Raw genomic sequence first — 26,879 nt, 5'->3', positions numbered from 1 at the left:
GAATTGTATCACTTAATAATCCGATAATTATATGAATCAGAATAAATCCAACGTGCCGATGTCCGTAGCGGAAGAGCTGGATGAATTATCTTATTACCGTCTTACCCTGTTGTCTTTCCTGCGTGAATCGCATCCGGATTTGGCGGATGACGAGTCTTTCGTTGCCACCCGTAGTAACCATGCCGCCGAAGCCTTCAGCGCAGCCGTCCATTCCGGCCTGACCTACGACGATGCGGCACAGCAGGCGAACGACCTGCTTTTTCAAGGGTTGCATTTCTCACCTTTGGATACGCTGATCACCGTCCTCTGGAACGAGTTCGCCGCCGAAATCCCCGAAGGTAATGCACGCAACGTGGCCTTGCAGTTGCTGCCCGAATGCCGGAAGGTCTTCTCCGGCTATACGCTCTCGGATGATTTCATGTTCAGCCCAGAGTTCGATCGGCTGTATGACGAACTGACCGACACGGTTGCAATCTGGTTGGAAGAGAATGGCTTATAATAAAAAGGCGCATCTCAGGGACAATATAGAGGCAATCCGGCTGATGTTCCGTTTGGAGAAGGAACAGCGTACCGCCACCCCGGAGGAAGCGGGCATACTCGCCGCCTACTCCGGGTTCGGAGGGATCAAGGCGGTTCTTTCTCCTTTCGGGAAACTCACCGACATACTCCGCTGGACACAGGCCGACCGTGAACTGTTCCCCCTGATTACGGAACTTCACAACGTCCTGCGTGATGGAGCCGCTGACGAACGTGAGTACAAGCGGTTGGTGGAAAGCGTGAAGGCATCTACCTTCACCGCTTTCTACACGCCGCCGGCCATTATCGACGCCATTGCTTCTTCTTTGGGCGAACACGGGGTATCGCCCGGCCGTTTCCTCGATCCTTCATCGGGAACCGGCAATTTTGTTTCAGCCTTCCAACCGCAATGCTACTCCGCATCCGGCAACTCGCCGGAAATGGTCACCTATGAAAAGGATTTGCTGACCGGCCGCATCCTTTCCCGGCTTCACCCCGAAGCGCAGGTCAACATCAAGGGCTTCGAGGAACTTCCCCCGCACCGCAACGGCTATTTCGATGTGGTGAGCAGCAACATCCCTTTCGGTGACATACGTATTTTCGATCCCTCCTTCGACAACGGTACGGCCAGACGTTTTGCGCTGAACACACTGCACAACTATTTCTTTGTCAAAGGGCTGGACGCTGTCCGTGAGGGAGGTATCCTTGCTTTCATCACCTCGCAGGGGGTGATGAACTCCGCTATGGCTCATCCCATAAGGCAATACCTGATGAACCGGTCCCGGCTGCTCTCGGCTGTCCGCCTGCCCAACAACCTCTTTACTGACTATGCCGGTACGGAGGTGGGCAGCGATCTGATCCTTTTACAGAAGGATACGCTTTCCCAAAGGGAGTACACCCCGCTTGAACACGCTTTCGTGGAAGTCGGCACGCAGGATGACGGGACGACACAAAACGAGTATTTCGAGCGTACCGCCGCTATTGTGCATACACGTGGGCATGTCGGTACCGATCCCTACGGTAAGCCGGCACGCATCTACCTGCATGACGGGGGCATGGAGGCCATCGCCGCCGACATGAAGTATTTCCTTGACCGCAATCTCTCGGAACAGCTCGACTTGGACTTGTATCTCCGACATTCACCCATACAGGAATTACGTGATTTGGCGAACCTTCCGGCAGAAACCATGCGGCAACGCGTCGCACAAGTGCGGGAACTCAGTCAATCGGCGAACATGGACGGGCATTCCTCTTCCATGAATCAACAGACGGTACAGGTGGATCTTCGGGCTGTCACGCCGGAGCAACCACCAGCAGGTGCTCGGCAAACCACCGAAAAGCCCACACCGGAGCCGGTCATGTCCCTATACGACCTTTTCGGCTTCACCCAAGAGGAACGTTCACAAGTCAGGAAAAGGAAAACAAGGCGCAAGAAGGAGGACTCCGGGCAGCTGTCCCTTTTCGATATGCCTCCGTTGGAACAAGATTCCACCATACAGACCGCTCCGGCTGAACCGGCTCCTCAAGAAAAAGAACGGCAGGAGCAGGAACGACTGAAACAGGAACACCGTCGGCAGGAGGAAGAAGCCGCCCGACAGGAACGCATGAAGCCCCGTCCTTATCCGGCCGGTCTGCTGGAGCATCACCGTAACGGCTCCCTTGCGTATGACAACGGACAGATAGGTTACCTTTCTGCCGTCGGCGAGGGCGCACCGATATTCAACCCGTTGGAACTGCCCGAACGCCAACGCCGCCGTGCGTCGCTCTACATCGAGATACGTGACACCTACCATCACCTGTACGAGAACGAGGCCGCTACTCATACCGGGAATCCGGCGTTGCGCACCATGCTCAACACCCTTTACGATGATTTCATCCGTCAGTTCGGCAACCTGAACGACAAGAAGAACATTGACCTGTTCCGTATGGATGCGGGCAACCGTGAGATCTTGTCACTGGAGCGTTACATCGACGGCCAAGCGGTCAAAGCGGACATCTTCGACCATCCCGTTTCGTACAACATCAACGAGATCACTCATACCGACGACGTGCACGAGGCACTTACCGCCTCACTCAACAAATACGGCAACGTGGATATGGCGTACATGGAGTCCCTGACCGATAAATCGCAATCTGATCTGTTGGAGGAACTGCGTGGACGGATATTTTACAATCCCCTCTCGAAGAACTACGAGATTGCCGACCGTTTTATTTCTGGCAATGTCATGGCCAAGGCCGAACATATCGAGGAATATTTGCAGTCGCATCCCGATAACGGCGAGGCACGTATTTCTCTCGAAGCCCTGCGGCAGTCGCTTCCCACGCCCATACCTTTCGAGGATCTGGACTTCAATTTCGGTGAGCGTTGGATACCGGCGGGAGTGTACAGCCGCTATGCCTCATGGCTGTTCGACACGGACGTGTCCGTTCGCTATACCGCCAGCAACGACGAGTACAGCATCAAGGCCGACATGACCTCTCCACGCATCATGAACCAGTATTCGGTGCGTTCGGAGAGCCGCATCTTCAACGGCATCGCCCTCATGCGCCATGCCATCCACAACACCACGCCCAACATCACCAAGACCGTATTGGACAAAACGGGCAAGGAAATGAAGATACGTGACCCGGAGATTACCTTGCTTGCCAACAGCAAGATTGACGAGATCCGTAACGGCTTCTCCGACTGGCTCATGGAACAGTCCCCGGAGTTCAAGCGGAAAATGGCAGACATGTACAACCGCAAGTTCAACTGTTTCGTCCGTCCCAAGTACGACGGCTCGCACCAGAACTTTCCCGACCTCGACCTCAAGGGGCTGGGCATTCCTGACCTGTATCCCAGTCAGAAGGACTGCATCTGGATGCTCAAACAGAACGGAGGGGGGATCGCTGATCACGAGGTGGGAGGCGGCAAGACACTCATCATGTGCTGTGCCGCCTACGAGATGAAGCGTCTGGGACTGGCGAACAAGCCCCTTATCACCGGCCTGAAGGCGAACATCCACGAGATCGCACAGACCTTCGCCACCGCCTACCCGAACGCCAAAGTCCTCTATCCCGGCAAGGAGGACTTCACGCCGGAGCGCCGTGTCGAGATTTTCCACCGGATGAAGAACAACGACTGGGACGCCATCATCCTCTCGCACGAGCAGTTCGGCATGATACCGCAGTCCCCCGAAATCCAGCGTGACATCCTGCAACAGGAACTGGACAGTGTGGAAGAGAACCTCGAAGTCCTCTACCAGCAGGGTGCGGAAGTGAGCAACGCACAGATCAAGGGCATGGAGAAACGCAAGATGAACCTTGAGGTCAGGCTGAAAGAGCTGCTCCACGAGATCGAAACCCGCAAGGACGACGTGGCGGACTTCAAGCGCATGGGCATCGACCACCTCTTTGTCGATGAGAGCCACCGGTTCAAGAACCTGATGTTCACCACCCGGCACGACCGTGTGGCAGGTCTGGGCAACAGCGAGGGCAGCCAGCGTGCGCTCAACATGCTCTTCGCCCTGCGCACCATCCAGCAGCGCACCGGCAAGGACCTGGGAGCCACCTTCCTGTCGGGAACCACCATTTCCAACTCGCTGACCGAGCTGTACCTGCTCTTCAAGTACCTGCGCCCCCGGGAATTGGAGCGTCAGGGGATCAACTCCTTTGACGCATGGGCGGCGGTGTTTGCCCGGAAGTCCGTCGATTACGAGTTCTCCGTCACCAACGAGGTGGTGCAGAAAGAGCGTTTCCGCTACTTCATCAAGGTTCCGGAACTCGCTTCGTTCTATTCCGAGATCACCGACTTCCGTACCGCAGCCGACATCGGCATCGACCGTCCGGAGAAGAACGAGATACTGCACAACATACCCCCGACGCCCGACCAGAGGGAGTTCATACGGAAGCTCATCGAGTTCGCCAAGACCGGCAATGCCACCGTACTGGGCCGCCCGCCACTGAATGAGAGGGAAGAGAAGGCGAAGATGCTCATCGCCACCGACTACGCCCGGAAGATGTCGCTCGACATGCGGCTCATCGATCCGCTCTCCTACGGCGACGACAAGGACAACAAGGCCACCCATTGCGCCGATATGATTGCGAAGTATTACAATAAATACGCCGGGCATAAAGGCACTCAGTTCGTTTTCTCGGACTTGGGAACCTACAAGCCCGACCAGTGGAATCCGTACAGCGAGATCAAGCGCAAGCTGGTGGAGGATCACGGCATCCCCGAAGACCAGATACGTTTCATTCAGGAAGCCAAGACCGAGAAGAAGCGCAAGGAGATGATCGAGGCGATGAACGAGGGAAAGATACGTGTTCTCTTCGGCTCTACTGAAATGCTGGGCACGGGAGTCAACGCCCAGAAGCGGTGTGTCGCCATCCATCATCTCGACGCACCGTGGCGGCCTTCGGACTTGCAGCAGCGGGACGGCCGGGGCATCCGCAAGGGCAACGAGGTGGCCAAACTCTATGCGGACAACAAGGTGGACGTGATAATCTACGCAGTGGAGAAGTCGCTTGACAGCTACAAGTTCAACCTGCTTTACAACAAGCAGCTTTTCATCACCCAGCTCAAGCAGAACAACATGGGTTGCCGTACCATCGACGAGGGAGGCATGGACGAGAAGGGAGGCATACCTTTCTCAGAGTACGTGGCGGTGCTTTCCGGAAATACCGACCTGCTCGACAAGGCACGGTTGGAGAAGCGGATTGCCGGCATGGAAGGGGAGCGCAAGGCCTTCCAGCGTGGCAAGGGGGAATCACGCATCAAACTGGAAACTTTCCTGGCGAACCGGGCAAGCAACGATGACATCATCGCCCGTGTCAGGAAGGACAAGGCCGCCATCGAGAGCCGTATGCAGTACGACAAGGAGGGCAACAGGCTCAACCCCTTGAAGATTGACGGCGTGGCAGGCGATGATCCGAAAGTGATTGCCGCCAAGCTCCACGAGATAGAGGACAGGGAACGCACGCACGGCCAGCCGAAGGTCATCGGCTCGCTCTATGGCTTCGACATCGTTGTCAAGACCGACACCACCGTCAAGGACGGTCTGGACTTCTGCGAGAACCGTTTCTTCGTGCGTGGTGAAGGCAACTTCCTCTACAACTATAACAACGGCCGCTTGGCGGTCGATCCGAAAACCGCCTGCCAGAACTTCATCAACGCCTTCGACAGCATCCCCCGCCTGATAGAGAAATACACGAGGGACAACGAAGCCATCGAGAAGGAACTCCCCGTCCTGGAACAGGTCGTCGGGGAAGTCTGGAAAAAGGAGGACGAGCTGAAGCAGCTCAAGGCCGACCTTGCCGCTCTCGACCGCAAGATCCTGCTCTCCCTCAAATCAGTGGATGCGCAGGAAAAAAGCACCGACGGAGTGATTGAAGTCGTGCCCTCCCAACCGGTAACGCCCGACGGACAGGATAACGCCCCCGCCGTCGGCATACCCGTCGCCGATGCTCCGCCCGGCAGTCCCTCACCGGGCAGTGTCCCCACACAGGACACGCCCCCTGCCGAGCCTTATGTCCACCGGATGCCCGACTTCCTCGCCGACAGGCAGCGCACTCCGCCCAAACTAAGCGGAATGCCCAAAAGCATCAGCATCAAAGAGGCAATGGGAGCGCTTGGCGGCAAGCTCGTCATCGGAGGCGTCCCCAAGTCCGGCAACAAGGACGATCCCGATCCTGACCGGCCCGAAAAGCCCAAACCCAAGCTGAAGTTATAGCTCCTGTAACCGAAGCCATAAAAACAGCCCCACTCCGCCGACTTCCCATGAAACAGCGGAGTGGGGTTTAAGTTTTTGTATAGCTAAAATTTAGAGCTAATGGCAAAGTTCTAATAAATTCAAGAATATAATATGATTAAGACATTCAATAGTACAAAATCATAGATATCATTATTACATTGTAAATGCAGTAATGGATTTAAACTCTTCATAAATCTTTCTTGCCTTCAAGTTTAAGATTTGCTTTCTTCTCTACAAAATATTTAGCACTGTTATCTATTATAATCGGAGCTTCTTTAATTAGTCGAACCATCATATTTCTCACAAGAGCTGTGAAATGACATTATATCAAACAATATGCTTCGAAAAAAATATTTTCATTTTTTATAACAATTAACTTCTTTCCAAAATTTATATAATTCAGCTTTTGTATCTTCTTCAGCTTTAAATATTTCTGCTAAATCATATTTTTTTAATACCCACGCCTTAGTAGATGCTTGTAGTGTATTTTTAGTACTCTTCTCTTCTATTATATCATACTTTATCAATAATGGAATGATTTCATTTATTATAAGATCAAAATTTTTGGAATTATAAATAGGATCTTCTTTTATATTTGACTCATATTGATAAGTTGATTTTATATATTTATTTAAAAAACGTTTTACACATTTTCTAAATTCTGAATTATGAACTACAACTTCATTAACTACAGTTGTTTTATCTTCTTCATATATTATTTGCTTATTCTTTAATTGCTGAATAATATTATATGGAGAATATTCGGAAAAATACTCTTCGTCTTCAGTTATAGAAGTTACCATGTTAATGGTACAGTTAGGTTTTATTCTGACATTTGCAAACATATTTTCTGAATTTTCGTAAAAACGAATATCAGTAAAAGAGCACGAATCAAATGTGACATTTTTTAATATCGTCTTGCGAAAACTTATATTAATAAACATGCAATTTTTAAACGTAATATTACATAAAAATTTATTTTCAAAGATTAAGCTAGAGAATGTAATTTTTTCTCCGATTTCTAATAAGCCTTCTGGTTTGTAATCGTCTAGAATATATGGAAGCAATGTTCCAATATTAGGTTGCAAATAGGTTGGCTTCCATTCCTTCTTTTTTACAGAAATTAATCCCTTTACAATAGGCAATACACTTTCTTTATTTATTCGTTTAGATAAATATTGTGCTACAGAGTCAGGAAGTTGTGCTAAATACAGGAAATTACTTGCTTTTGAAAAATTATTATCGGCTACCGCATCATGTAAAATTTGTTCAAATGATCTTGCTACAAAGAAGTGTTTAAATTCTTCATGGTCAAATTTTCTGTACCAATCTTTATTTTCAACAGGAACTAATAGAGCATAAGACTCTATCATCCTAATAATTAAAGGTTGTATTCTAGACTCTATTTTCCAATCTTCAAACAAAATCGTCAATATAAATTGCATGGATTCGATTGAAATAATATCTTTTTGGTTACTCCACATTTCATAAGCTATTTCAGATAATAGCCTTATATGCTGATTAAATGTAAGATATGGTCTTCCTGTTTCTTTATCAGTATCTTTCCATTTTATAACTTCTCTTCTAACAAATGCCTCTATAACATCATTAATACCTGTTAATGAATTTCCACCTCGAGCAACAAATTCAGAAGGCGTTTTTTCATCTTCAAATGAGTAATTAACTACTTTTGTAAACAGATAGGGTCTTTCTAAAAGGGGATGATTTTCCGATTTTAATATATCCACCAAACTGTTAAATTCTTGTGTGCTATTATATGCATATTTTGTTAAATATTCCTCGCATTGACTTCTTCTCCAATTATGTATCTTAATTTCATCAAATTCACAATCAAGAGCAACACTTTTCTTTAAGATCCCTGTTCTTTTCAAATAGTCTTGGGTATTGAAAAAGGTACGTCTAGAAGCTGCAATAAGAGTTCCAGTACCATTCATCTTAGTTACAAGGTCTTTTAAAGAGCCTAGTGCTGTTTCTCCACCAACCTCCGCAGCTAATTCATCAAAACCATCAATTCCTAAAATGATAAGATTCCTTCTCATTAATGCAATGATAGAAGAGTAATAAAGTCCAGAAAATCTCAGCTCTCCTAATTCGTACATTATTGCTTCATTTAACCGAACTAAATCTCTTCCATGTAAATTTATATGCCAAAATAAAAAATTAGACTTTCCTTCTACATATTTTTGGGCTTGCTCATATTGAAATTCTCTAAGTAATGCCGTTTTTCCATGCCCTGCATCTGCTGTTACAAAACTAATTTTAGTTCCAGCAAAGAGTCTATCTGTGCATTCTTTTGTTAGAATTTCCAAAGCTTTTCCTTCACTTTTTTTATTTGTTGTTATAAGTGTAGCTATAGGATCAACATACTCTTTTTCCTTGCTTTTTCTTTGCAATATTTTATTTGCCAAAATATCCAACCTGGCCAATTCTTTTGCTAAAAATTTTTTATACGGTAATCGATTATTATTGTATTCTACCCAAATTGCGTCATCTTCATTTTGCGAGAGCTTAAATTCCATCATTTGACCTTGTCGTTCAAAGGCCACACTACCATCTCGTTCAAAGATAACATCATTTTCATCATCTGCAAATGATGATATTTCTTTTATTATTAATTCAAAAGTCTTCATGATAGTTGAAAGATTTTAATATTAAAATTTTCTAATATAGAACTATAATTTACTATGTTTTGTACATTTTTTATTCCTACAAATATAGGAAGCTCCTCCTTCTTTTTATGGCATAATGCTAATGCAGGGAAATGATCCATATCATCAGAAATTAGATATAAACAATTTGTTGAACTTTCCTCACAATATGAAAGCAAGTCACAAGCAATCATTGTGTCAACCATTTTCTGTTCTCTTTGAAAAAATATATCAGAATGTTTTGTCATACAGCCTTCATTTAGGCAAATTTTATCTTTATTTCTTGTGAATTTTGATAAAATATGAACAGGACATATGTTTTTCCGAGAATCACATTTATCGCCCTTTGCTGTATGATTTATCCGTAAACGTGGTATTCCTTTTTTTTCTCTATAAGTATTATGCCATATATAATCTATGCCATACAAATTGTATACAATTTGAATATCTCCAAAAATTCTTTTGTTCTGATTTATAATATGAGGGAATATATCAATATTAGAAATTTTCTGAAATACTACCGAAGCTCGATTTGTTAAATCATCATCTTGATACCATCCTCCATATAATCGAAAGTTTATTTGCATCACATCATTATGTATACTAATATAGTCTATTATTTTAAGAAACAAAGATTCAATTTGCTCTTTGCTATATTCATTTATATCTTTTTGAAAATAGTTATCAAAATCTATTATAACAACAGCATTATTCATTACAAACAATTTATCTATATTACTCAATAAGACTTTTTACATTATCCACATAAATAACTACTATCTTGGCCCTATAAACCTATCTCCATTAAAATGAATCATATGATCTGGATTTTCTGCTATCCAAACTTCGGTTTCCCATGCAATATCAGCCACATGTTTCTTGAACTCGGTTCTGTCAGGAAAAGCAGTAACATATACTTTCCCCGCTTTGCATTCTTTCGTGAAATCTTCCAGCTCGATTACACGTTTGGGAGATACCGGCCCATGCGAAGTAACCACTTCGATTAGGAATAGCCACTCTTTATTACCGTCATAAATGACAATATCCGGCAGTTTGCTGTGTTCTGTGATCGGAATGCCAATTTCTTTTAAAAGCTCCTTGTTACAATAAAGGTCTTTATTGGCAGTATCACCGATATAAAGGACTTTTGCGCCTGCCGCAAAACGAGGTGCAAACTCATTAATGACCGCCGCTTGTACTTCATTATGCTTGCCCGGAGACAGTTTAAATTCCTTACCTTCAATAGTAACCGGTATCATTTCCATCTCACGGCTTTTCTCATACTCTTCAATCAATCGCCCTACCGCATCATTAAAGTTTTGGGCTTTTATTTCCCATTCTTGGGTATTGTATGATTTTATTGTTTCATAGGCTTCTTCTGTCAGTTTGTAATGGGCGTTTGGACTGTTCACCGGTAAAGCAGGATTATCTGGGTTATAATCTACGATACGTGCCTGCAAGAACTGATGAAGCACCTGCCGTCTAAAAGTTTCCCGTGTATTTGGGGCATACGGCTGCTCTTTTTTATAGTTCTCATTGACAAATGCCATAATATCCTTGCTTATTTTTAAGCTCTTGCGGGTGGAATCCGCCCAGTTGTCTTCTTCCTTTAATCCGCATAATGCAAGTAAAGTCAAAGCGGATATTTCATTCTGCTGCGCCGGAGGCAAACCCAACACTGACAATATATCTTGTGCATCACTTATTTTGCTCATATTACATAAAATATTTGTTTACAATCTTATTTACGTTCACCATAGAATAATCATTCATGGCAATCAGGTCTTTTCCGATACTTTCAATGACTTCAAGGGGAGGCATGGGCATCTCCCTCAATTCCGTAGCACTGACATTTACATTTCCATTGAATGTTCTGAAATAATTATCGAACAAGTCACTATTCAATAAGGCGGCTATCCCCATTACCTCCATACGGTTCAAGTGTCCTTTGGGACGATAGATATAGTTCAGTTTGTTTTCGATTCCTACATGTGCGCAGGAAGTCATGTTTCCAAAATAAGGTGCGGCAATTAACCGGCTATTATCGTCTTTGGAGCTGAAACGTCGCAACAGAACATAATTCTTGTTAGGTAACAAGGTGGATACAGACATTTCATTTATATGGATGAATTGAGGTTTTCCTTCCTTTACGACAGGATGATCAGCCAGCATCTTTACTACGTTATGCAACCAATATAGTGCTGCTGTTCCTTCTCCGGAGGTTTCACATAATTGTTCCTTTGAACGAAAAGCTACAACCGGGCCGGTGGAAATCTGGATATGATATTTGTTCAGGTTGCCATCCCATGATTTGAACAGCCTGATAATTTTCTCGTCTTCAAGGCTGACCGGCAAATGCAATATCAATTCTTTTGAGGTAAGGTCAATGATTTCTTTCCGCTGTACTTCTTTGATTGCAGGGGTGGCCAAGTCGGAAAGCCCCTCACTGTATGATAAAACGACATTATAATCTGCCCCCTTTTTAGGGGAACATTTCATTATAATTGTTTCCTGAAGCACATTATCTTTGGAAAACGTATCTTTCCGGGTATTGAAAAGGTGGACAAAATCTATCTGTATATGCTTAAACAGGAAATTACGGAACAAACGGAAATATCTTCCCGAAGTGAAACTTCTTGGGGTTATATAAATCATCTGACCTTGTTCCGCAAGCAATAAAGCTGATATGCCCATAAATATAGAGTATATATTAGGCTGTCCGTCTATAATGCATTGAGCCGCTTTCACCCGTTTATCCTCTTTGGAAAGTTTGAAATAGGGAGGATTGGATATGATCAAATCATATTTCTGCAAACTCTCAGCCCTGCCATAAATCGTATCAGAATATAATACTGAATAATTGGATAAAATAAAGTCCTCACAATATGAACGGCAATCAATCCGGACATTATGGCGCATCCCCCATATTGTTATATATTCCAGAACTTTTTGTAATCCCGGTATAAGATTTTCATCGGTTTCGTATGTAACCAACTCTATCTGTTTTACTTTTGATTGCAAAACCAGATTCTCAATCATGGCACATGATAATATGGCAGTTCCACATCCCGGATCTAATACGGAGACAGAATCCTTATTCACACTTATTTGTTTACCCATAAAATAGGCGATAGATACCGGTGTGAAAAACTGACCGTTACTTTTCTTGAAAGCAGCAGTAACAGTATCAGTATATAACCTGCCTATTCTATCTGCGTAGTTAGTAGGCAGCTCGTTCTCATAAGGCTTTATTTCAGACCAACTTATATTCATAATTGCAAAATTAGGAAAAAACCTTTGGATTCTTCCTATGAATGTATTTTTCTTTTTTTGCAGAATCATGATAGATACTTGAGTATTGAGGGAATTAACTTTTCATATTCCGGTTTTTACGCCACGAAACTGGAATATTTTTAGGTGTACACATAAAAAATGATACCCCTCCGGACCGCTGTCCTTTGGAGTATCACCATTCGAACAAGAAAAGAAACTTCATCCTGTTTCACAACTGTATGAAGTCATTGCCATGACAAACACCAATACGCAGTTTGGGATTTCCTGCCTCACGGCAGTAGTTTCACCGGTACAAAGCAAAAACATGGACTTATTCTTTCGGCAGCGGATAGCTCTCGGACAGTTTGTCCTCACGTGCCTGCCGTTTTATCTCGTTCTCGTCGAAGTTGTTACGGATGAACTCGTGCAAGTCCGACTCCTTGTAATATGTCTTGTGATATATCGAATAGAACTTCAACACCCCGTTATTCCGGTATCGTTGCAGCGTGCGTTTGCTGATGCGCAACAACAGGCATACTTCCTGATTGTCGTACAGACGCTCTCCGTTCAGATAGTTCAGGTGCTTTTCCCTCGTTTCCGCCTTGTCCAGCTTCCGTGAGATGCGGTACAGCTCACCCATGATACGTTCCATCCATGCTTCAAATTCCGTTTTATCTACTAACATACGCTTTCCTCCTTAAAAGTTCCCGATAACATAATAGCTCTGGTTATCGGATGATTTCAGAATGATTTCTTTCTCACGCATGAACCTGATGTAGCTTTTCGCCGTGCGCTCCTTCACTTCCAGTATCGACTGGATTTCTTCCGCAAGCTCCACATAAGTAACAAAGCGCCTCCGGCTGAATACCTCTTTGGCCACCGCTACAAGCTCATCCTCTTTGCGCTTGTCCTTTTCCTCTTTCGGCTTTTCGCCCAGATAGACATGCATGGCCTTTTCCTTATCCCACGAAAACTGCATGATAGGCACATCCAGCGGACTTCCATCCCTTACTTTCAGAGCCTTCACCACCGATATGGCCGGATCGCTGTCCTTCTCTATGGAAAGGATTGCCGCAGCCTTCCGCTGCAACTCGCTTCCCAAGTGTCCCCTCAGCTTCAGCCCGTTGGGGATAAAATGCAATACCGTTACGATACACGTCTTGTAGATACCGGCCAGCCGGTACAGTTCTTCCACGACGGCTATGCTCTCCGCTTCATCGTTGGCGCATTTTATCAAATCCGCAATCCCGTCTATCACCACCAGATGAACACCGCCGTATTGATAATGGTACTTGTCCAAGCTCTGGATAATGGAAAGCAGGCGTTCTTTCCGGCTCATTCCCGTAAGACAATACGCCTTGAACCATTCCGGCATCGCCTCACGTCCGCATCGCCGCAGCAGGTTGCTGATATTCTTATACAGCTGTACTTCGCTCTGTTCCGTGTCATAGAACAGTACCGCCTTGTTCCTGCCGTTTTCGTGGAGCGTAACGCCCAGCGCATCCACATCCGTTCCGGTGGGACGGATAGCTCCGGCAATCAGTGCCGCCACATAGTTACTTTTTCCCGTGCCTTCTCCGCCGGTGATACAAAGCAGGTTGCCTTGAGTTCCGAGAGGCACGTCATTTACCGATACGATCATCTGTGCAATGGGAGGCGGGTTGTTGAAATCCACCTCGCAGGATTTCAAAGCCGACATGGTTTCGCTGTATAAGGTTTCCAGATAGTCCAGAAAGAGCTTTATCAAATCCTCACGGCTGTTCCCCAGCATGAAGTAGTCCGATACATCCTTTTCCGTCTTTGTACCGGCAAGCGGGAGCAACAATCGTTTAACCCCGTATTCCTTCAGCTCCTCTTCACGCTTCGCCGAGCTTTTCAGCCCGGTACTGTCCACATCATAGAGGAGGATGATATGTTTGAACCGGAATGAAAGCCGGTGTATGACAGCCGCAGGGATAAAAGCCGTTTCCGAATTGAAACAGATCGCATGGAAGCCGTGTGCCGCCAGACTCATCACATCCTTTTCCCCGCCTGTGATAAAGAGCAGATCACCCTTTGCCGGCAGCTGCTCCAGCCCGAAACAGTAGTTGTCGCCAAAATCACCGGCATACAGGAACCGCATTTGTGAACACGGACGGTAAACCTTGATATGCTGTTTCCCCATATATCCGAACATCGGTTCATCGACGCTTGTCATGCAGGAAAAAGGCTTCCTTTCCTGGTTCTCGCTGCTGAACTTCTTCAGCGATACCGTCCGGTACGCTTTCAGAACATTTTCCCCGATTCCCGATTTACCCCAAAAGGCAAGTTCCGCAGCCGTAAAGGGCTTTTGCACGACAGTATAAGGCCGGACGCTTTTCGCTTTCGGTTCTTCCGATACCACTTCACTCTTTTGGGGCACTTTGCTATGACTCACATGATATTCCTCATGTGCGGACAGCCCCAAATGCAGATCACGGTTTATCATTTCCATGATCTCGACAAACTCTTTAGGCTCCTTGCAGCTAAGGCCGTTCAGCCTGCCCACCAGCTCAAAGCAGTCCCCCGAATAATCCTCGTTCCCGAAATCCTTCATTTTAAACACACCGGCTTTACGTTCGTAATAAATATTGCACGAAGCCTTCGTATCCTTATAAAAAGGGTTCAGGAAGTTCTTTCCCACCTTGAAGTCCACCGGCAGGTAATAGCGGAATACGGAAATGCCTTTTTCCGTCATTTTCAGTATATCATCCTTTCTTATCATTGCCGGTTCTCGTTAGGTAGTTCTTGCGAAAATCCTCCAATGTTTGAGGCTTGCACCGAATGGTACGCTCTTCCAGACAGCGTTCGACCTCCGACAGCTTGTACATACACCGTCCACGCAGCATGGAGTAGCTGATCAGGTTTTCATCCCTCAGGCGTTGCAATGTACGTGTACTGATCCCCAACGCTTCCGCCAGTTGGTTGCTGTCCAGCCAAGCCTCCTTTTTTTCTTCCGAAGGCAGCTGCGCTTCGGCTACATACCCGGCGATTTTTTCAATCTTCCCTACAAGCGCTTTATACGCTTCACTTTCAAATGTAATAACTTCCATAACAAACTTAATTTTTAATGTTTGCTGCAAAAGAATAACAATAAAAGGCAGCGCATGGGATACTATACGTGTACTACACCATGATTTTTTCGGTTCAGCGAAAAAGGAGGGGGAACCGCTTCACATAAACGGCGGTATCGAGGCGGACGGCAAGGCTGTAGGACTGATGCAACATCCGCCCGGTGCAAGGGGCAAACCTATCCATATATATAGGTTCGCCCCTTGCACTGGGGATCTTTTTTAAAGATTTAATAATCAAATGTTTGGAAAATAAAAAGTAATACCCTATCTTTGCGGCATCAGAGAACGGCTGACAAACGAATGCCTCTCACTGACAACAAGCGTTCCTATAAATCGTTACTAATTCGTTACGGTACAATTTTTCAAGGTTTACAAGAGCTTATAAATCAAAGATATAGACCGCTACGGTGAAAACCCCAGGCGGATCACGAGGGGATATCTTGAAGATGTCCCCTTTTTTATTGTGTTATAGTTGATTAGATTGGTTTTCAGCCTATTACAACAGGGATAAAGGGTTTGTTTTGTCACGATATTAACCTGTATTAACGCTCAAATTGAACATTTGACACTTCTGTTTGTTACTATTGTGATACCGTTTTCAATTTTGTGATACCAAAAAACAAATCAATCATGGAATATCCAACATTAAGGTTTGTGTTCGATCGAAAGAAGGTCGCAACCAAGGAGAAAAAAGGTCTTGTGCAGATCGAGGTATGCTCTGAGAGAAAGAGAAAATGGATTGGTACGGGTGTAAAGGTATACGCCGATCAATGGGATGACAAAAGAAAGGTCACGGCTCGACCCGACTCGTTGGACTTGAATATGAAGCTGGACTTGATGATGTCTAATATCCTAGAGTACGTGAACTCATTGATACGTCGAAAGGTCCCGTTCGATTTCGAGTCATTGGACGTTTTCTTGAAAAATAGCTCGGAATCGGATTCTTTCATTGATTTTATCGTTAGGAGGACTGATGAGAGAAAAGACCGTGCGGAAGGAACCATAAAGCATTATAGGACATTGGTTAAGGTTTTGGAGGATTTTGGGAGGATCAATTACTTTCATGATTTGACCCGCTCCAATATAACTATGTTCGATGATTACTTGAGAAGCAAAGGTATTAAGGATACTACCGTGTATGGTTACCATAAGAATATGAAGGCTTATATAAACGAGGCCATAAGATTCGGTATAATCTCAGAGAATCCTTATGTGGGGCTTAAGATCAACAGGGGAAAGTCGGATAAACGGAAATATCTCACGTATGAGGAGATGAGAAGGATGGAAAGATGTCGTATAACCGATCCTAGCGTAAACAGGGTGAGGGATCTTTTCTTGTTCCAGTGCTATACAGGGTTGGCCTATTCGGATTTATATAAGTTTGACTTCGCGAGCGATGTAGAGCGGAGGGGGAATAAGTTTATTATAGCGGATAGGCGTATAAAGACCAATGAGGATTATTTCATAGTCTTGCTGTCTCCAGCCATGGATATACTAAAAAAATATGATTTTGATCTTCCGGTAATAAGTAATCAGAAATATAACGATTATTTAAAAGTCGCCGCTAGTTTCGCCAAGATTGACAAGAATCTGACTACGCACTGTGCAAGACATTACGAATTGTCTTTATCGCTGAATTTGAATAGTTTGCAAAGATTTGTTTCTTGATGGGTAACGATTTAGAAACAAGCGAAGTTCTGTATTTTACCTCGTTTTGCATTAAATCAAAAGAACACTTTTTCTAAATGCAAATATAATACTATTTTTTGAAAAAACATACTTTTGTGGGTAACTAAATTCAGCGAATTATGGACTATGATTGCTGAAATTTATACTTCAATCCATATTCTTCCAGTTTGTTGTACAGCGTCGTACGTCCTATTCCGAGCAATTCAGCGGCAACCTTGCGGTTCCCGTTCGCCTGTTTCAACGCGCGTAAGACACGCTCCTTGTCTTCCGCATCGCTGCGCAGGGCGAAGCTGACGGGTGAGGTCGCCCTCGTCACGGCAAGTTCCAGATGCTCTTTTGTTACAAGCCCGGTCTGTGCCTGCAACACCGCACCCATGATTTTCTGACGAAGCTCGCGGACATTGCCCGGCCATGAATGGGTCAGCAATGTCTTGCGGGCTTCTCCGTCAAAGCCGATGACATCGCATTCCAGTTCCCGGTTCGCAATTTCACGGAAGAACTCAGCCAGCGGCATGACATCCTCCTGACAGTCGCGCAACGGCGGGACGGTTATCTCGAAGTCATGCAGGCGGTATAATAGATCCTGCCGAAAACGCTTCTCATTGACCGCCTTTTCCAGATTCTCGTTGGTAGCAGCGATAATACGGACATTGAAACTTCTATCCGTCCTGTCACCAACGGGGCGGTATCGCCGCTCCTGTATGGCACGCAGAAGCATCTGTTGGGTTTCCGGTGCGAGATTACCCACTTCGTCCAAAAACAGCGTACCACCTTCCGCCTCATGGAAATAACCTTTCTTGGCACTGTCCGCACCGGTGAATGCGCCTTTGACATGTCCGAAGAATGCCGACGGCGCAAGCTCTTTGGTGAGCGAACCGCAGTCCACAGCCACAAACGGCTTTCCTGCCCGCTTGCCCTTGTCGTGCAGCAGGTGGGCGATATGCTCCTTGCCCGTGCCGTTCTCCCCGAATATCAGCACGCTCATGTCGGTTGGGGCTACCAGCCTTATCCTGTGCATGATTTTCTGAAAGGCGGAACCGTCACGGGCAAACACGGGCATACGGCTTCGCCCGATATTCCGTTCTTTCAGTATGGTACGGAGCAGAGGCACGAGTTTGTCCTCCACGAGTTGTTTGGGTATGTAGTCCAGCGAACCGAGTTTCATGCTTTCAACCGCCGTATGCACTTCGGCATAGTCGGTCATGATGATGAACGGCTGCGTCATACCCTCCTTGCGCATCCAACGCAACAGGTCGATACCGTTGCCGTCTGGCAGGCGCAGGTCGGAAACCACTATGTCCCCGTCAGCGGCTTGTTGCAGAAGTTTCCTCGCTGTCGAGAGGTGGAAAGCCTGCACGGTACGGAATCCCTCGCGTGCCAGCAGGTTGCAGACAAACTCGCAATACACGATGTTGTCCTCCACCACGATGATTTTTGTCTTATCCATTGTTGTATTTCTTCCTTTCTTCTTTTGCCAGACGGATTATCTCCGAACCCTTATCCAGCACGGCTCTTACGGCATTGCCTATTGCTTTGTCGTCAGGTGTGCCATTGTGATGAATCAGTTTATAAAGTTCCCTCAACGGTCTGTCGGCACGGAGTATCTCCCAAGAGCTACGCAGGTGGTGTGTTAGAGTGTCCAGTTCCGGAAGGTCTTTCTGTTGTTGGTCATACCTGAGCGACTGCATTTCCTTTTCGGTTTCCGTTATCAATTTCTCCAGCATGACGGCTTCATTGCCGTATGACAGCAGAGAGGTGAAATCCGGCTTTTCATTCTGTTTGCCTTTTATGGCGCACTTGTCAGAAATCTCCATCAGTTCCGATATGGAGAACGGCTTGAGCAGGCAGCCGGCAAATCCACGCCCTATAAGTTCCACCTTGCTGCAACTGCCCGAAGCGGTTATCACGACTACCGGAATAGTCTTTGAATTGCCAACGTTGGAGGTGCGCAGCAGTTCCAGCAGCTCGAAGCCGTTGATTTCCGGCATGTTCAGATCCGTCAGAAGCAGGCTGTATTCTTTCCGGCGTATCATTTCCATCAGCTCCGCAGCATCTGTGCAGGTGTCGCAGTGTGTCCCTTCCTGTGCATACATTTCTTTAAGCATAAGGAGCAATACCTCGTCATTGTCGATGGCAATGACATCATGGAATGTACGGTCATGATGAATCCGTGTCTGATTTATCCTTTCCGGTAGTTCCCCGGCTGTCTGCATAGGTATTTCCACTGTGAAGCGGCTTCCTTTGCCTTTATCGCTCTCCAGCCGGATTGTGCCGCCGAGCATTGACACGATACGCTGAACGATGGAAAGTCCCAGTCCGAAGCCGTCTTTTGCGGCGGCGTTTGCCAGACGCTCGAACGCAACGAACACCCGTTGCTGTTCTTCCTCGGTCATTCCCGTGCCCGTATCTTCGACGATAAGTTTCAGGACGCCGTTATTGTAGTCCGTTGTCAGAGAAACGCCACCGTTCTCCGTGAATTTGATGGCGTTTGACAGCAGGTTGTTGCCGATTTGCAGGATACGTTCCTTGTCGGTCAGGACAATAGTATCCGTTTGATTGGTTATGGTCAGAGCCAGCCCCTTGTTCATGGCAATTGGCGTAAACTCCGTTTCAAGAATGTGTGTGATTGCCGAAATCCGGTAAGGAGAGAAATTCGGCTGTTCCTTGCCGTTGTCCAGACGGAAGAAACTCAGCAGGGTGTTGAGCATTTCGCGCATACGGTCGGAGGATTGCTGAATATTTTGGATATACATCCCGGTTTTATCCGTATTGCAATCTTTCCGCATCAGTCCGGCATATCCGGTTATTGCTGTCAGCGGTGTACGCAGTTCGTGGGTGATGGTATGCACGGCTTTCTTTCGGGAGGCAATCAGTTCCTCGTTTTGTTTGATAGACCGTTTCTGCTGTTTTATTAAATCTGCTGTTTCTATTTTGTACCGTTTGATACGGGTGATATTTCGGTGGATGATTATGTAAGAGATCACCAATAACAACACAACGAATCCTGTCAAGCCACCTATCTGAATAAAAGAACTGTCACGCATGGCGGCTATTTCCGCTTCCCGTTTCTGTAAGTTTGCTTGAACTTTCTCGTCTATTTGAACTACCAGTCCTTGCAGTTGTCTGTTGAGTTCCGCATTTCGTGCAGCAAGACTATCGGCGTGTTCTGATAAACGGCGGCTTTGTGCCCGTTGTTCAGCTATCATATTCCGGTTAAGGGAACGGAGCATCGTTGTAGTCACAGTTGGTTTCGTTTCTTCCTTTTTGCTGAAGATACCCAAGAAACCCTTGCGCTTGGACTTTTGGGGCTGTTCCTGCACACTCTTCTGTACGATTATAGGTACTTGACTGGTTATCTTATCATTGATGGCTTGTTGCTGTTCAAGTACCTGCACGATTTGGCATATCTGCCGTTCCTTGTCTTCGAGAAGATGGCGTACACTGTCTATGCGCTCTGCCGGATATATAGCTTTGAAACGGCAGAGCATACTGTCTATTGCCATACGCTGGACATGGTAATGTTCTAAATCTTCATCATTCCATTCCAATATCGTTTCACCCAATAGGGAAAACTCTATCAATTGAATGTGGATGTTGTTTATGTCTTTTCGGAATTCGTCAATCTTATGGTTGTCGGATTCTAATGCCTCCACTTCTTGCCATTCATTGTACCAAGTGTAGGCAATACAGCCAATCAATAACGTAATTAACACATATCCGTGTAAAATTATTTTTTGGATATACTTCATCTCTTATATTAACAGCACATATCATTCAACACCTGCAAAAATCAAAGTAATAGGTGTTGATTATTGCACACCTATTACTTTGATTCACCTTTTAATAAGTCTACATGACTCCATACAAAGGAATCCGCTGACGACAAGTATCACGGGCAACAACGGTAACTGAACTGCACTAAACCCGGTAAACAACTCGACAAGATGGAACAGATTGAAAAGGAACATAAGAATCGCCAATACTGCGTTTCCTATATACCACGACCGACTGCGTCCATACAAAGTACAAAGAACTCCGATTACAGGTATCAGGTAGCTTACTGTCATCATGAACGTAAGCAATCCGACAGGCGCATTGCCTGTCGCTTCAACCGTAATGCTTTCATCCCAGAACAGAGGCAGCAGGTCTGCTAATGTATGCAGGGCGAACCCGCAGATAACTGCTACCCAAAGAACGGTGATTCTAATTTTTGATGTTTCCATAATGATTTAAACAAACGATTAAAAACTGTATTTCAATTTCACCCACACCTCCGAATTGTGGTCATACATGGCAAACTGCCCCTTGTCGGCATGAAAAAAATCGTAGCCTGCAAAAACATGTATTTGGTCGGTCAATGCATAGTCCGCACTCAAGCGGTTGTAAATTCCACCGTTCGCTACATCCACGTATGCGAAAGTGGACAGATTGAGTGTATTGCGCAACAAGTCTTTGGAGATACGGACAGTTGCCATTCCGGAGTTGCGATACGAGGATATTTCCGACAAATCGCCACTGATATATTTGTGAGAATATTGTATTCCGAGTTGCCAGTCATTTCCGGCATACCAGTCCAAACCGATAAGGGCATTGGTGCTGTTGCGGGTAACGACAGGTGTATTGATAACAGGATCTTGTGCTTCACCAAAATATTCCGCAGCTTCCGCACGGACTACGAATTTGCCCAATGGAATTGATAGGTCAGCTCCCATCATCGTCATTCGGCGGTATTCACCATCACAGTACAACGAACCGTTTTCTGTTACGGTTTTGCGGAACACCGGCATTTTGTTCCATGTCCGAAGAACACTGACGCTGAAATCACCTCCACTAAGATAGGCTCCGAAACGTCCGCCGTACTCGATACTTCGGAAGCGCTTTTCCGGTGTATTGTCTATGTTGATAGAATAAGGCATGGACACTCTCGGAAGCGTGAGAGCCCAAGGATTATTCCTATCAGTAGATAGCTCATAAAAAGAACTTACCGGAATTATCACCGCCTCGGCATTCCACTTGGGATGGGTGTATTTAAATCTTACGCAGTTCACCGGAATGCGGATATCATCATAATCCTGTGTCAGGAACTCGGTAAAGTCCATAGGTGAAACAATATCGGTAATACGCATGGCATCCGCCACGCCCCATATGATGATTTGTCGCCCGGCGCGGATATCCCAATTCGATTTACCATAATACAAGTAAGCTTCACGCAGAAAGAACCCACTTTGGCTTTTCAGCAAACTGTTATAAACCGCATTCGCTGACACGAACATGCCCGCATTGCCTTTCTCCAATGACAGTTCACCTCTCACCCGGCTACGCGATGCCATCCAGTCGTTAGGAACTTCGGTACGAAGGGCATGATAAGTATCCATGAATCCTTTAACGTTTACACGCAGTTGTTCGTTTTCTTCCTGCGCCAAGGCAGGAAGAAAAACAATACAAAGCAAGAAAACGAATATAGCAATTCTTTTCATAGTCCCTTCTCTAATTTGGATACTGTAAACATCGCAGCATCTAATTTCATGTCATATTTCGGATTCTTCATCATGATAATGGTTTTGTGTCCAGTCTGGACATTATTCATCTCCATGCGGTGCTTCGTCCAGAAGCCCTGTACTTCAGTAATCTCCGAAACAGTCAGTATGCGATGAAGCTTGTTCAACTTGTCGTAATACTCCACACGTATGCCCATCAAGAACTCCTGCGCTACCCATGTCAGTTTACGCGAGTAAATTTCATGCTTGTCTACAGGAACGGATTCCACCACCCAACATTTCTTGCCATCCCGTGTTTCTGTGCGCAATAGCTTGTGTTTGTCCTCGTCGATATTCCGGTCACCCATATCGTCGTAGGTAAAATCTGTTCCCATAAAATAGTCCGTCTTGGACGACGAGCCGCTGATGCGCCGTGTTTTCTTCATTGCCGGCAGATAAAGCCATTTGTCATCCTCTTTCCCTATCCGGTCATAGTCCCATGTAAGGAATCCCGTACCTTTTACGTCACCGGGATATGTAAAGTACATGATTTTCTTCGTATCCTTGCCGATATCCATCGCCCACGATTCCACCTTGCGCTCACGCTTCGAACCATTCTTTTTCACTAACGTAAGTTCCATTTGTGCATAACGAGTGTCTCCGTCAGGGCGTTCATCTATCTTTTTCATGATGTCTCGTCCGGATAATTGCTGTGCCTGTAGTGCAACTGCGACAAGCGCAAGTGCCAATGTTAAAAATACATTTCTCATTTTTCTATTTGTTTTGAATTATTGATTTTTTCTTTCCCGAATACATGAAATCTTTCTACTAATACCGGAGTGATGAACAAATCGGAAATCAAGGCTGTCATGATTCCAATTACAGCCAGCCAGCCGAAATTGAAAAATTGCAAACAGCATGAATCCATAAATCCGGCAAATACGGCTGATGTTATGACTGATGTCGTGACGATTGCCACGCCGACAACACGGAATGTTCGGCGAATAGCCGTTTGATAATGGCTTGTTCGGTCATATTCCAGTTTGGCATGGTTGATGAAATGTATCGTGTCGTCCACTGCCATACCCAACATCATTGGAATTATGCAAGCTGTCATCATATCAAGGGGTATGCCCGACCAGCCCATGTAACCACCCACGCAGATTGCAGGAAACAGGTTTGGTATTAAACCGATTAAACCAATCCGTACACTTTGGAACACTATCATCAGTATCATGCCGATGATGAGTACCGAAATCAGAAATGACTGAATCTGTCCGCGCACAAGATATTGCATCATGGTGGTGAATTGCGGAAGGTTTCCTACTGCGGTTATTTTTGCACCAGGAAACAATGCGGCTGCGCGCTGTTCTATGTCGGCAAGTTCACGTTCCGCCTCACCTGAATTATAGTCGGACATCTCCACCATCAGGCGCAGACGGCGGTAGTCGTAATCCATCCAGTATTCCGATTCCGTGCCACCGGCATTCTCGTAGAGCAGCATCATCTGAGCCACCTCGTCTTCCGTATCCGGGATGCGGTAATATGCCCTGTCTCCATCATTAAGCGTCTGATTCAAATCCTTCAGAATGTCGAGGATAGACGTTGTCCGTTTGGTCAGCGGATATTCCTCGGTCAGTTTCGTAAGTTGTTCCAACCGGTGGAGATTTTCGGGCAATTTAGCCTGACCGTCTTCGGGAAACTCTACCATCAGGTCATACGAATAAAGCGAGCCGAGTTCAGAATGGCTGACTTCCAACAGCTTGTTTACATACGGTACTTTCTCTCCCATGGTCCGCTCCATGTCGAAAGCCGGTTCCATACGCCATACGCCGATGCCAAGTGCTACACAACAAAGGACGAATACGCTCAGGATCATTTTAGGATTATGCAGGTCAAAAGCACTTATGCGCACCATGATTCCCGACCATCGAGTATCACTATTGTCCGTGAAGTTTGGTTTGGGTTTCTTGTCGCGTCCGAACGATAGCAATACTGGAGTAACGAGCATAGTTGTAAGCATGACAAACAGCACGCAAAGCGATGTATGGATACCGATGTAGGCTACCGGACGTATCGGCACGATAAGGAACGAAAGCAACGACACGATGGTTGTCATGCCGCAGAAGAATACCGGCCAACCCGTTTCGGTGAATGTTTCCACTACTGCTTGTTTGCGCCGTCCGTGAATCAACATCCGCTTGCCGAAAAACGAAAACAAATGAATATTATAGGCTATGGATACGGCAAACGCCAATATAACGGGAATAATACTCGTTGCCGAATCTACATATAATCCCAAGGCTCCGGCAATGCCGAATGTGACGAGCAATCCACCGAATGTACCGATAAATGGTGCCACGACACCGCGCATGGAACGTGTCATAATCAGCATGACAACGATGGAAATAAGTATGGCAAACTTTGCCAATCGTCCCATTTCCGCACCAATGAACACTACCTTTTGCTGGCTGACATAAGGCATGCCGGTTGCTTTCGGATGAAGTGAAGCATATTGGGGTTTGTGTATGATTCTGTCCACTTCTTCACCGGTCAGAATATCAGGCGAAACCGTCGTCTCTTTTTTCCATATAGAATCGGCCGGAAAGGGACGCAATTTGATGACAATCCACGACAGTTTCCCATCTTTAGAGATAAGTTTACGAGCCACCTCCGGTTTGCTGTAGGCCCGTTGCTTCACTGAATCCAGCCCGGCTTTATCCTTCGGAATTACTTCCGGAACAATCTGCGCAATAGCCATTCCCTCTTCGTTGCCCGCAAGAAACTCTATATCGGTAAGTGACGTTATTTTGTCTACATACGAAAGGCTGTCAAGCAGTTCGTTGGACAAATCCCGTAACGTTTCGAGATTTTGCGTCGTGAAATGGTTGTCACACTCTGTCAATACACCTACAAAATAGTCGTTGCCGAAGTGCGCCTTGAACTCGTCTGTCTTCACCAACATCGGATCTCCTTTGATGAAATAATCGTCGAAAGAAGTTTGCACCACCATTTTCTTTACACCCATTACCGCTAACATCATGACTGCGGCAAACACTGCAAGCACCCACCAGCGCACCCGCAGCAACCATCCGGCAAATAAGCCGAACTTTTCATTGATTCTTTCTATTTTCATGTCTTCTATAATTGAATTTATTGTTATTCGCTTGATGTCATGTCATTTATCGGATTATTATCATATATCAGGTATTCAAAAAGACGTCAATAATGAACATTGTTTCAAAATGTTCAAAAAAAGAGGAGAGAATCTCAATCTTGAAATTCTCTCCTCCAATTTGCCCGAAGCCTTTACATGCAGTCCGAATCGGACTCTTATATTTCCAATATGTGTTTCCATCCGTTTATCTCAAATTTGATATACTCTTCCACGACCTGCTGCATTTCATCCACGGTAATCTTGTGCATCAGTATCTCCTCGAACATCGTGAACATCCACACCGTATGCAGATGTATCATGAAATCGCTCACCCGTATATTCATATGCGGATGTCTCGTCTTGTTGTCTTTGAACCATATTTTCACTTGTTCCGTAGCTTTATCGGTAAATTCCGATTTGAAATGCTCTAATGAAGACCCTTGTGCCCCAAAGAACAAAATCTTCATCAGAGTACGGTTGCCACGCAGCAGATTCATATACTCGGAAACGGCGGAAACCAGATATTCTTCCCGTATCATATCCAATGCGTCTGCATAATTTCCGTGATGACGGTCAAACATGGAATAAAAAGACGAGGTAATAGGAGCAAGGATTGCACAGAACAGACTGTCTTTACTTGGAAAATAATGATACAGATTTCCAACTCCGACACCCACCTGCGTGGCAATGGAACGCATGGAAGCCTTCGCAAAGCCCTTGCGGGAAAACTCTTTGCGTCCTGCATCCATTATCTTTTGCCTGATGTCGTTTTTGAGTGACTGCATGATTAAACACTGTTTCCTTTTCGGGTGCAAAGATATTATGATTCAATGGTATATGCAATACCAATAAATAGTGAGAAAGACAAAGACAACTCAGTATCAATAATGTATCTATCAAAAAACAACGAACAATGAACATTGCTAAATAATGTTCATTGTTAAGGCATGTGCTTATTACTAATTATTTGGTATATTAAATACGAAAAGTGCATATCTAAAATATAAGGCATGTACTCTTCGATTATAATTTTATCCCTTTTGGTCGGTTTTCATCCTTGAATTGAAACCCCAGCCGCCCGATGAACTTCGTTCATTAATCAGGCAACCTTCTTCAAGTCTGTTGTTCCCACTTGGCATACATCTCCCTTGAAAGTTTCACAATCTCCCGGCTCAGTTTCACAAGGTCGATGGTATGTTTCTCCAACTTGTAGAGCAACGCCATCGCCTTCTTCTCCGAAAAGTGGATGCGCAACTCTTTAACGACTTGATTGT

Annotated in this window: 17 protein-coding genes and 1 pseudogene; 4 read left to right on the top strand and 14 right to left on the bottom strand. The window is 45.5% G+C overall.

Features of this window, described 5'->3' with window-relative positions; genetic code table 11:
- The first annotated feature begins 31 nt into the window (after window positions 1-31).
- Complete coding sequence (locus E5342_RS11780) at window positions 32-499, top strand: DUF1896 domain-containing protein (RefSeq protein WP_135959437.1); 468 nt, start codon at window positions 32-34, stop codon at window positions 497-499.
- Window positions 489-6,227, top strand: coding sequence for an N-6 DNA methylase (locus tag E5342_RS11775; protein WP_135959436.1), 5,739 nt, complete (start codon window positions 489-491; stop codon window positions 6,225-6,227). The genes E5342_RS11780 and E5342_RS11775 overlap by 11 nt, the downstream gene beginning before the upstream one ends.
- A 377-nt stretch (window positions 6,228-6,604) precedes the next feature.
- Here E5342_RS11775 and E5342_RS11770 read toward each other — a convergent pair whose 3' ends face one another.
- The 7 genes from E5342_RS11770 to E5342_RS11740 form a co-directional block, all read right to left on the bottom strand.
- The gene (locus E5342_RS11770) at window positions 6,605-8,899 is read right to left on the bottom strand and encodes an NACHT domain-containing protein (RefSeq protein ID WP_135959435.1); all 2,295 of its coding nucleotides are present in this window, start codon (window positions 8,897-8,899) and stop codon (window positions 6,605-6,607) included.
- Window positions 8,896-9,633 (bottom strand): hypothetical protein, encoded by a 738-nt coding sequence (locus E5342_RS11765; RefSeq protein WP_032849731.1) that lies wholly within the window; start codon window positions 9,631-9,633, stop codon window positions 8,896-8,898. Before E5342_RS11765 ends, E5342_RS11770 begins: the two co-directional genes overlap by 4 nt.
- 60 nt (window positions 9,634-9,693) lie before the next feature.
- Window positions 9,694-10,632, bottom strand: a complete 939-nt coding sequence (locus E5342_RS11760; protein WP_135959434.1) for a BsuBI/PstI family type II restriction endonuclease — start codon at window positions 10,630-10,632, stop codon at window positions 9,694-9,696.
- A 1-nt stretch (window position 10,633) separates the two neighbouring features.
- Complete coding sequence (locus E5342_RS11755; RefSeq protein ID WP_135959433.1) at window positions 10,634-12,190, bottom strand: Eco57I restriction-modification methylase domain-containing protein; 1,557 nt, start codon at window positions 12,188-12,190, stop codon at window positions 10,634-10,636.
- Between the two features lie 331 nt (window positions 12,191-12,521).
- Complete coding sequence (locus tag E5342_RS11750; protein ID WP_005643639.1) at window positions 12,522-12,875, bottom strand: helix-turn-helix domain-containing protein; 354 nt, start codon at window positions 12,873-12,875, stop codon at window positions 12,522-12,524.
- 12 nt (window positions 12,876-12,887) lie between these two features.
- Window positions 12,888-14,933: a bifunctional DNA primase/helicase gene (locus E5342_RS11745; RefSeq protein WP_122204828.1), complete on the bottom strand. Its 2,046-nt coding sequence runs from the start codon at window positions 14,931-14,933 to the stop codon at window positions 12,888-12,890.
- Window positions 14,917-15,261 (bottom strand): helix-turn-helix domain-containing protein, encoded by a 345-nt coding sequence (locus E5342_RS11740; protein WP_005643643.1) that lies wholly within the window; start codon window positions 15,259-15,261, stop codon window positions 14,917-14,919. Before E5342_RS11740 ends, E5342_RS11745 begins: the two co-directional genes overlap by 17 nt.
- 651 nt (window positions 15,262-15,912) lie before the next feature.
- Between E5342_RS11740 and E5342_RS19370 the strand changes: the two genes are divergently transcribed.
- Entirely contained in the window at window positions 15,913-16,950 is a 1,038-nt protein-coding gene (locus E5342_RS19370) for a site-specific integrase (RefSeq protein WP_168354480.1), read from the top strand.
- Window positions 16,951-17,095: 145 nt separating this feature from the next.
- Here the strand turns inward: E5342_RS19370 and E5342_RS11725 are convergent, their stop codons facing one another.
- Together E5342_RS11725 and E5342_RS11720 are read right to left on the bottom strand one after the other, a co-directional pair.
- The gene (locus E5342_RS11725; RefSeq protein ID WP_135959432.1) at window positions 17,096-18,418 is read right to left on the bottom strand and encodes a sigma-54-dependent transcriptional regulator; all 1,323 of its coding nucleotides are present in this window, start codon (window positions 18,416-18,418) and stop codon (window positions 17,096-17,098) included.
- Window positions 18,411-20,720, bottom strand: coding sequence for a hybrid sensor histidine kinase/response regulator (locus tag E5342_RS11720; protein ID WP_135959431.1), 2,310 nt, complete (start codon window positions 20,718-20,720; stop codon window positions 18,411-18,413). The genes E5342_RS11725 and E5342_RS11720 overlap by 8 nt, the downstream gene beginning before the upstream one ends.
- A 195-nt stretch (window positions 20,721-20,915) precedes the next feature.
- Here E5342_RS11720 and E5342_RS11715 point away from each other — a divergent pair, with 195 nt between their 5' ends.
- Window positions 20,916-21,125, top strand: a complete 210-nt coding sequence (locus E5342_RS11715; protein ID WP_135959430.1) for a hypothetical protein — start codon at window positions 20,916-20,918, stop codon at window positions 21,123-21,125.
- Window positions 21,126-21,212: 87 nt separating this feature from the next.
- Here the strand turns inward: E5342_RS11715 and E5342_RS11710 are convergent, their stop codons facing one another.
- The 5 genes and pseudogenes from E5342_RS11710 to E5342_RS19745 form a co-directional block, all read right to left on the bottom strand.
- Window positions 21,213-22,448 (bottom strand): DUF1302 family protein, encoded by a 1,236-nt coding sequence (locus E5342_RS11710; protein WP_135959429.1) that lies wholly within the window; start codon window positions 22,446-22,448, stop codon window positions 21,213-21,215.
- Complete coding sequence (locus E5342_RS11705) at window positions 22,445-23,218, bottom strand: outer membrane lipoprotein-sorting protein (RefSeq protein ID WP_135959428.1); 774 nt, start codon at window positions 23,216-23,218, stop codon at window positions 22,445-22,447. Before E5342_RS11705 ends, E5342_RS11710 begins: the two co-directional genes overlap by 4 nt.
- On the bottom strand, window positions 23,215-25,584 hold the full coding sequence (locus tag E5342_RS11700; RefSeq protein ID WP_135959427.1) for an efflux RND transporter permease subunit: 2,370 nt from the start codon (window positions 25,582-25,584) through the stop codon (window positions 23,215-23,217). Before E5342_RS11700 ends, E5342_RS11705 begins: the two co-directional genes overlap by 4 nt.
- Window positions 25,585-25,781: 197 nt before the next feature.
- A complete protein-coding gene (locus E5342_RS11695) occupies window positions 25,782-26,390 on the bottom strand; it encodes a TetR/AcrR family transcriptional regulator (RefSeq protein WP_135959426.1) in 609 nt (202 codons plus the stop codon).
- Between the two features lie 328 nt (window positions 26,391-26,718).
- Window positions 26,719-26,879, bottom strand: a pseudogene (locus tag E5342_RS19745) (conjugal transfer protein MobA); the annotation flags it as partial.

It is taken from the genome of Parabacteroides distasonis (assembly GCF_004793765.1).
In the GTDB taxonomy this organism is placed as follows: domain Bacteria; phylum Bacteroidota; class Bacteroidia; order Bacteroidales; family Tannerellaceae; genus Parabacteroides; species Parabacteroides distasonis_A.
The sequence above is the reverse complement of the archived record's forward strand: the minus strand, read 5'-3'. Positions and strand labels throughout refer to the sequence as shown.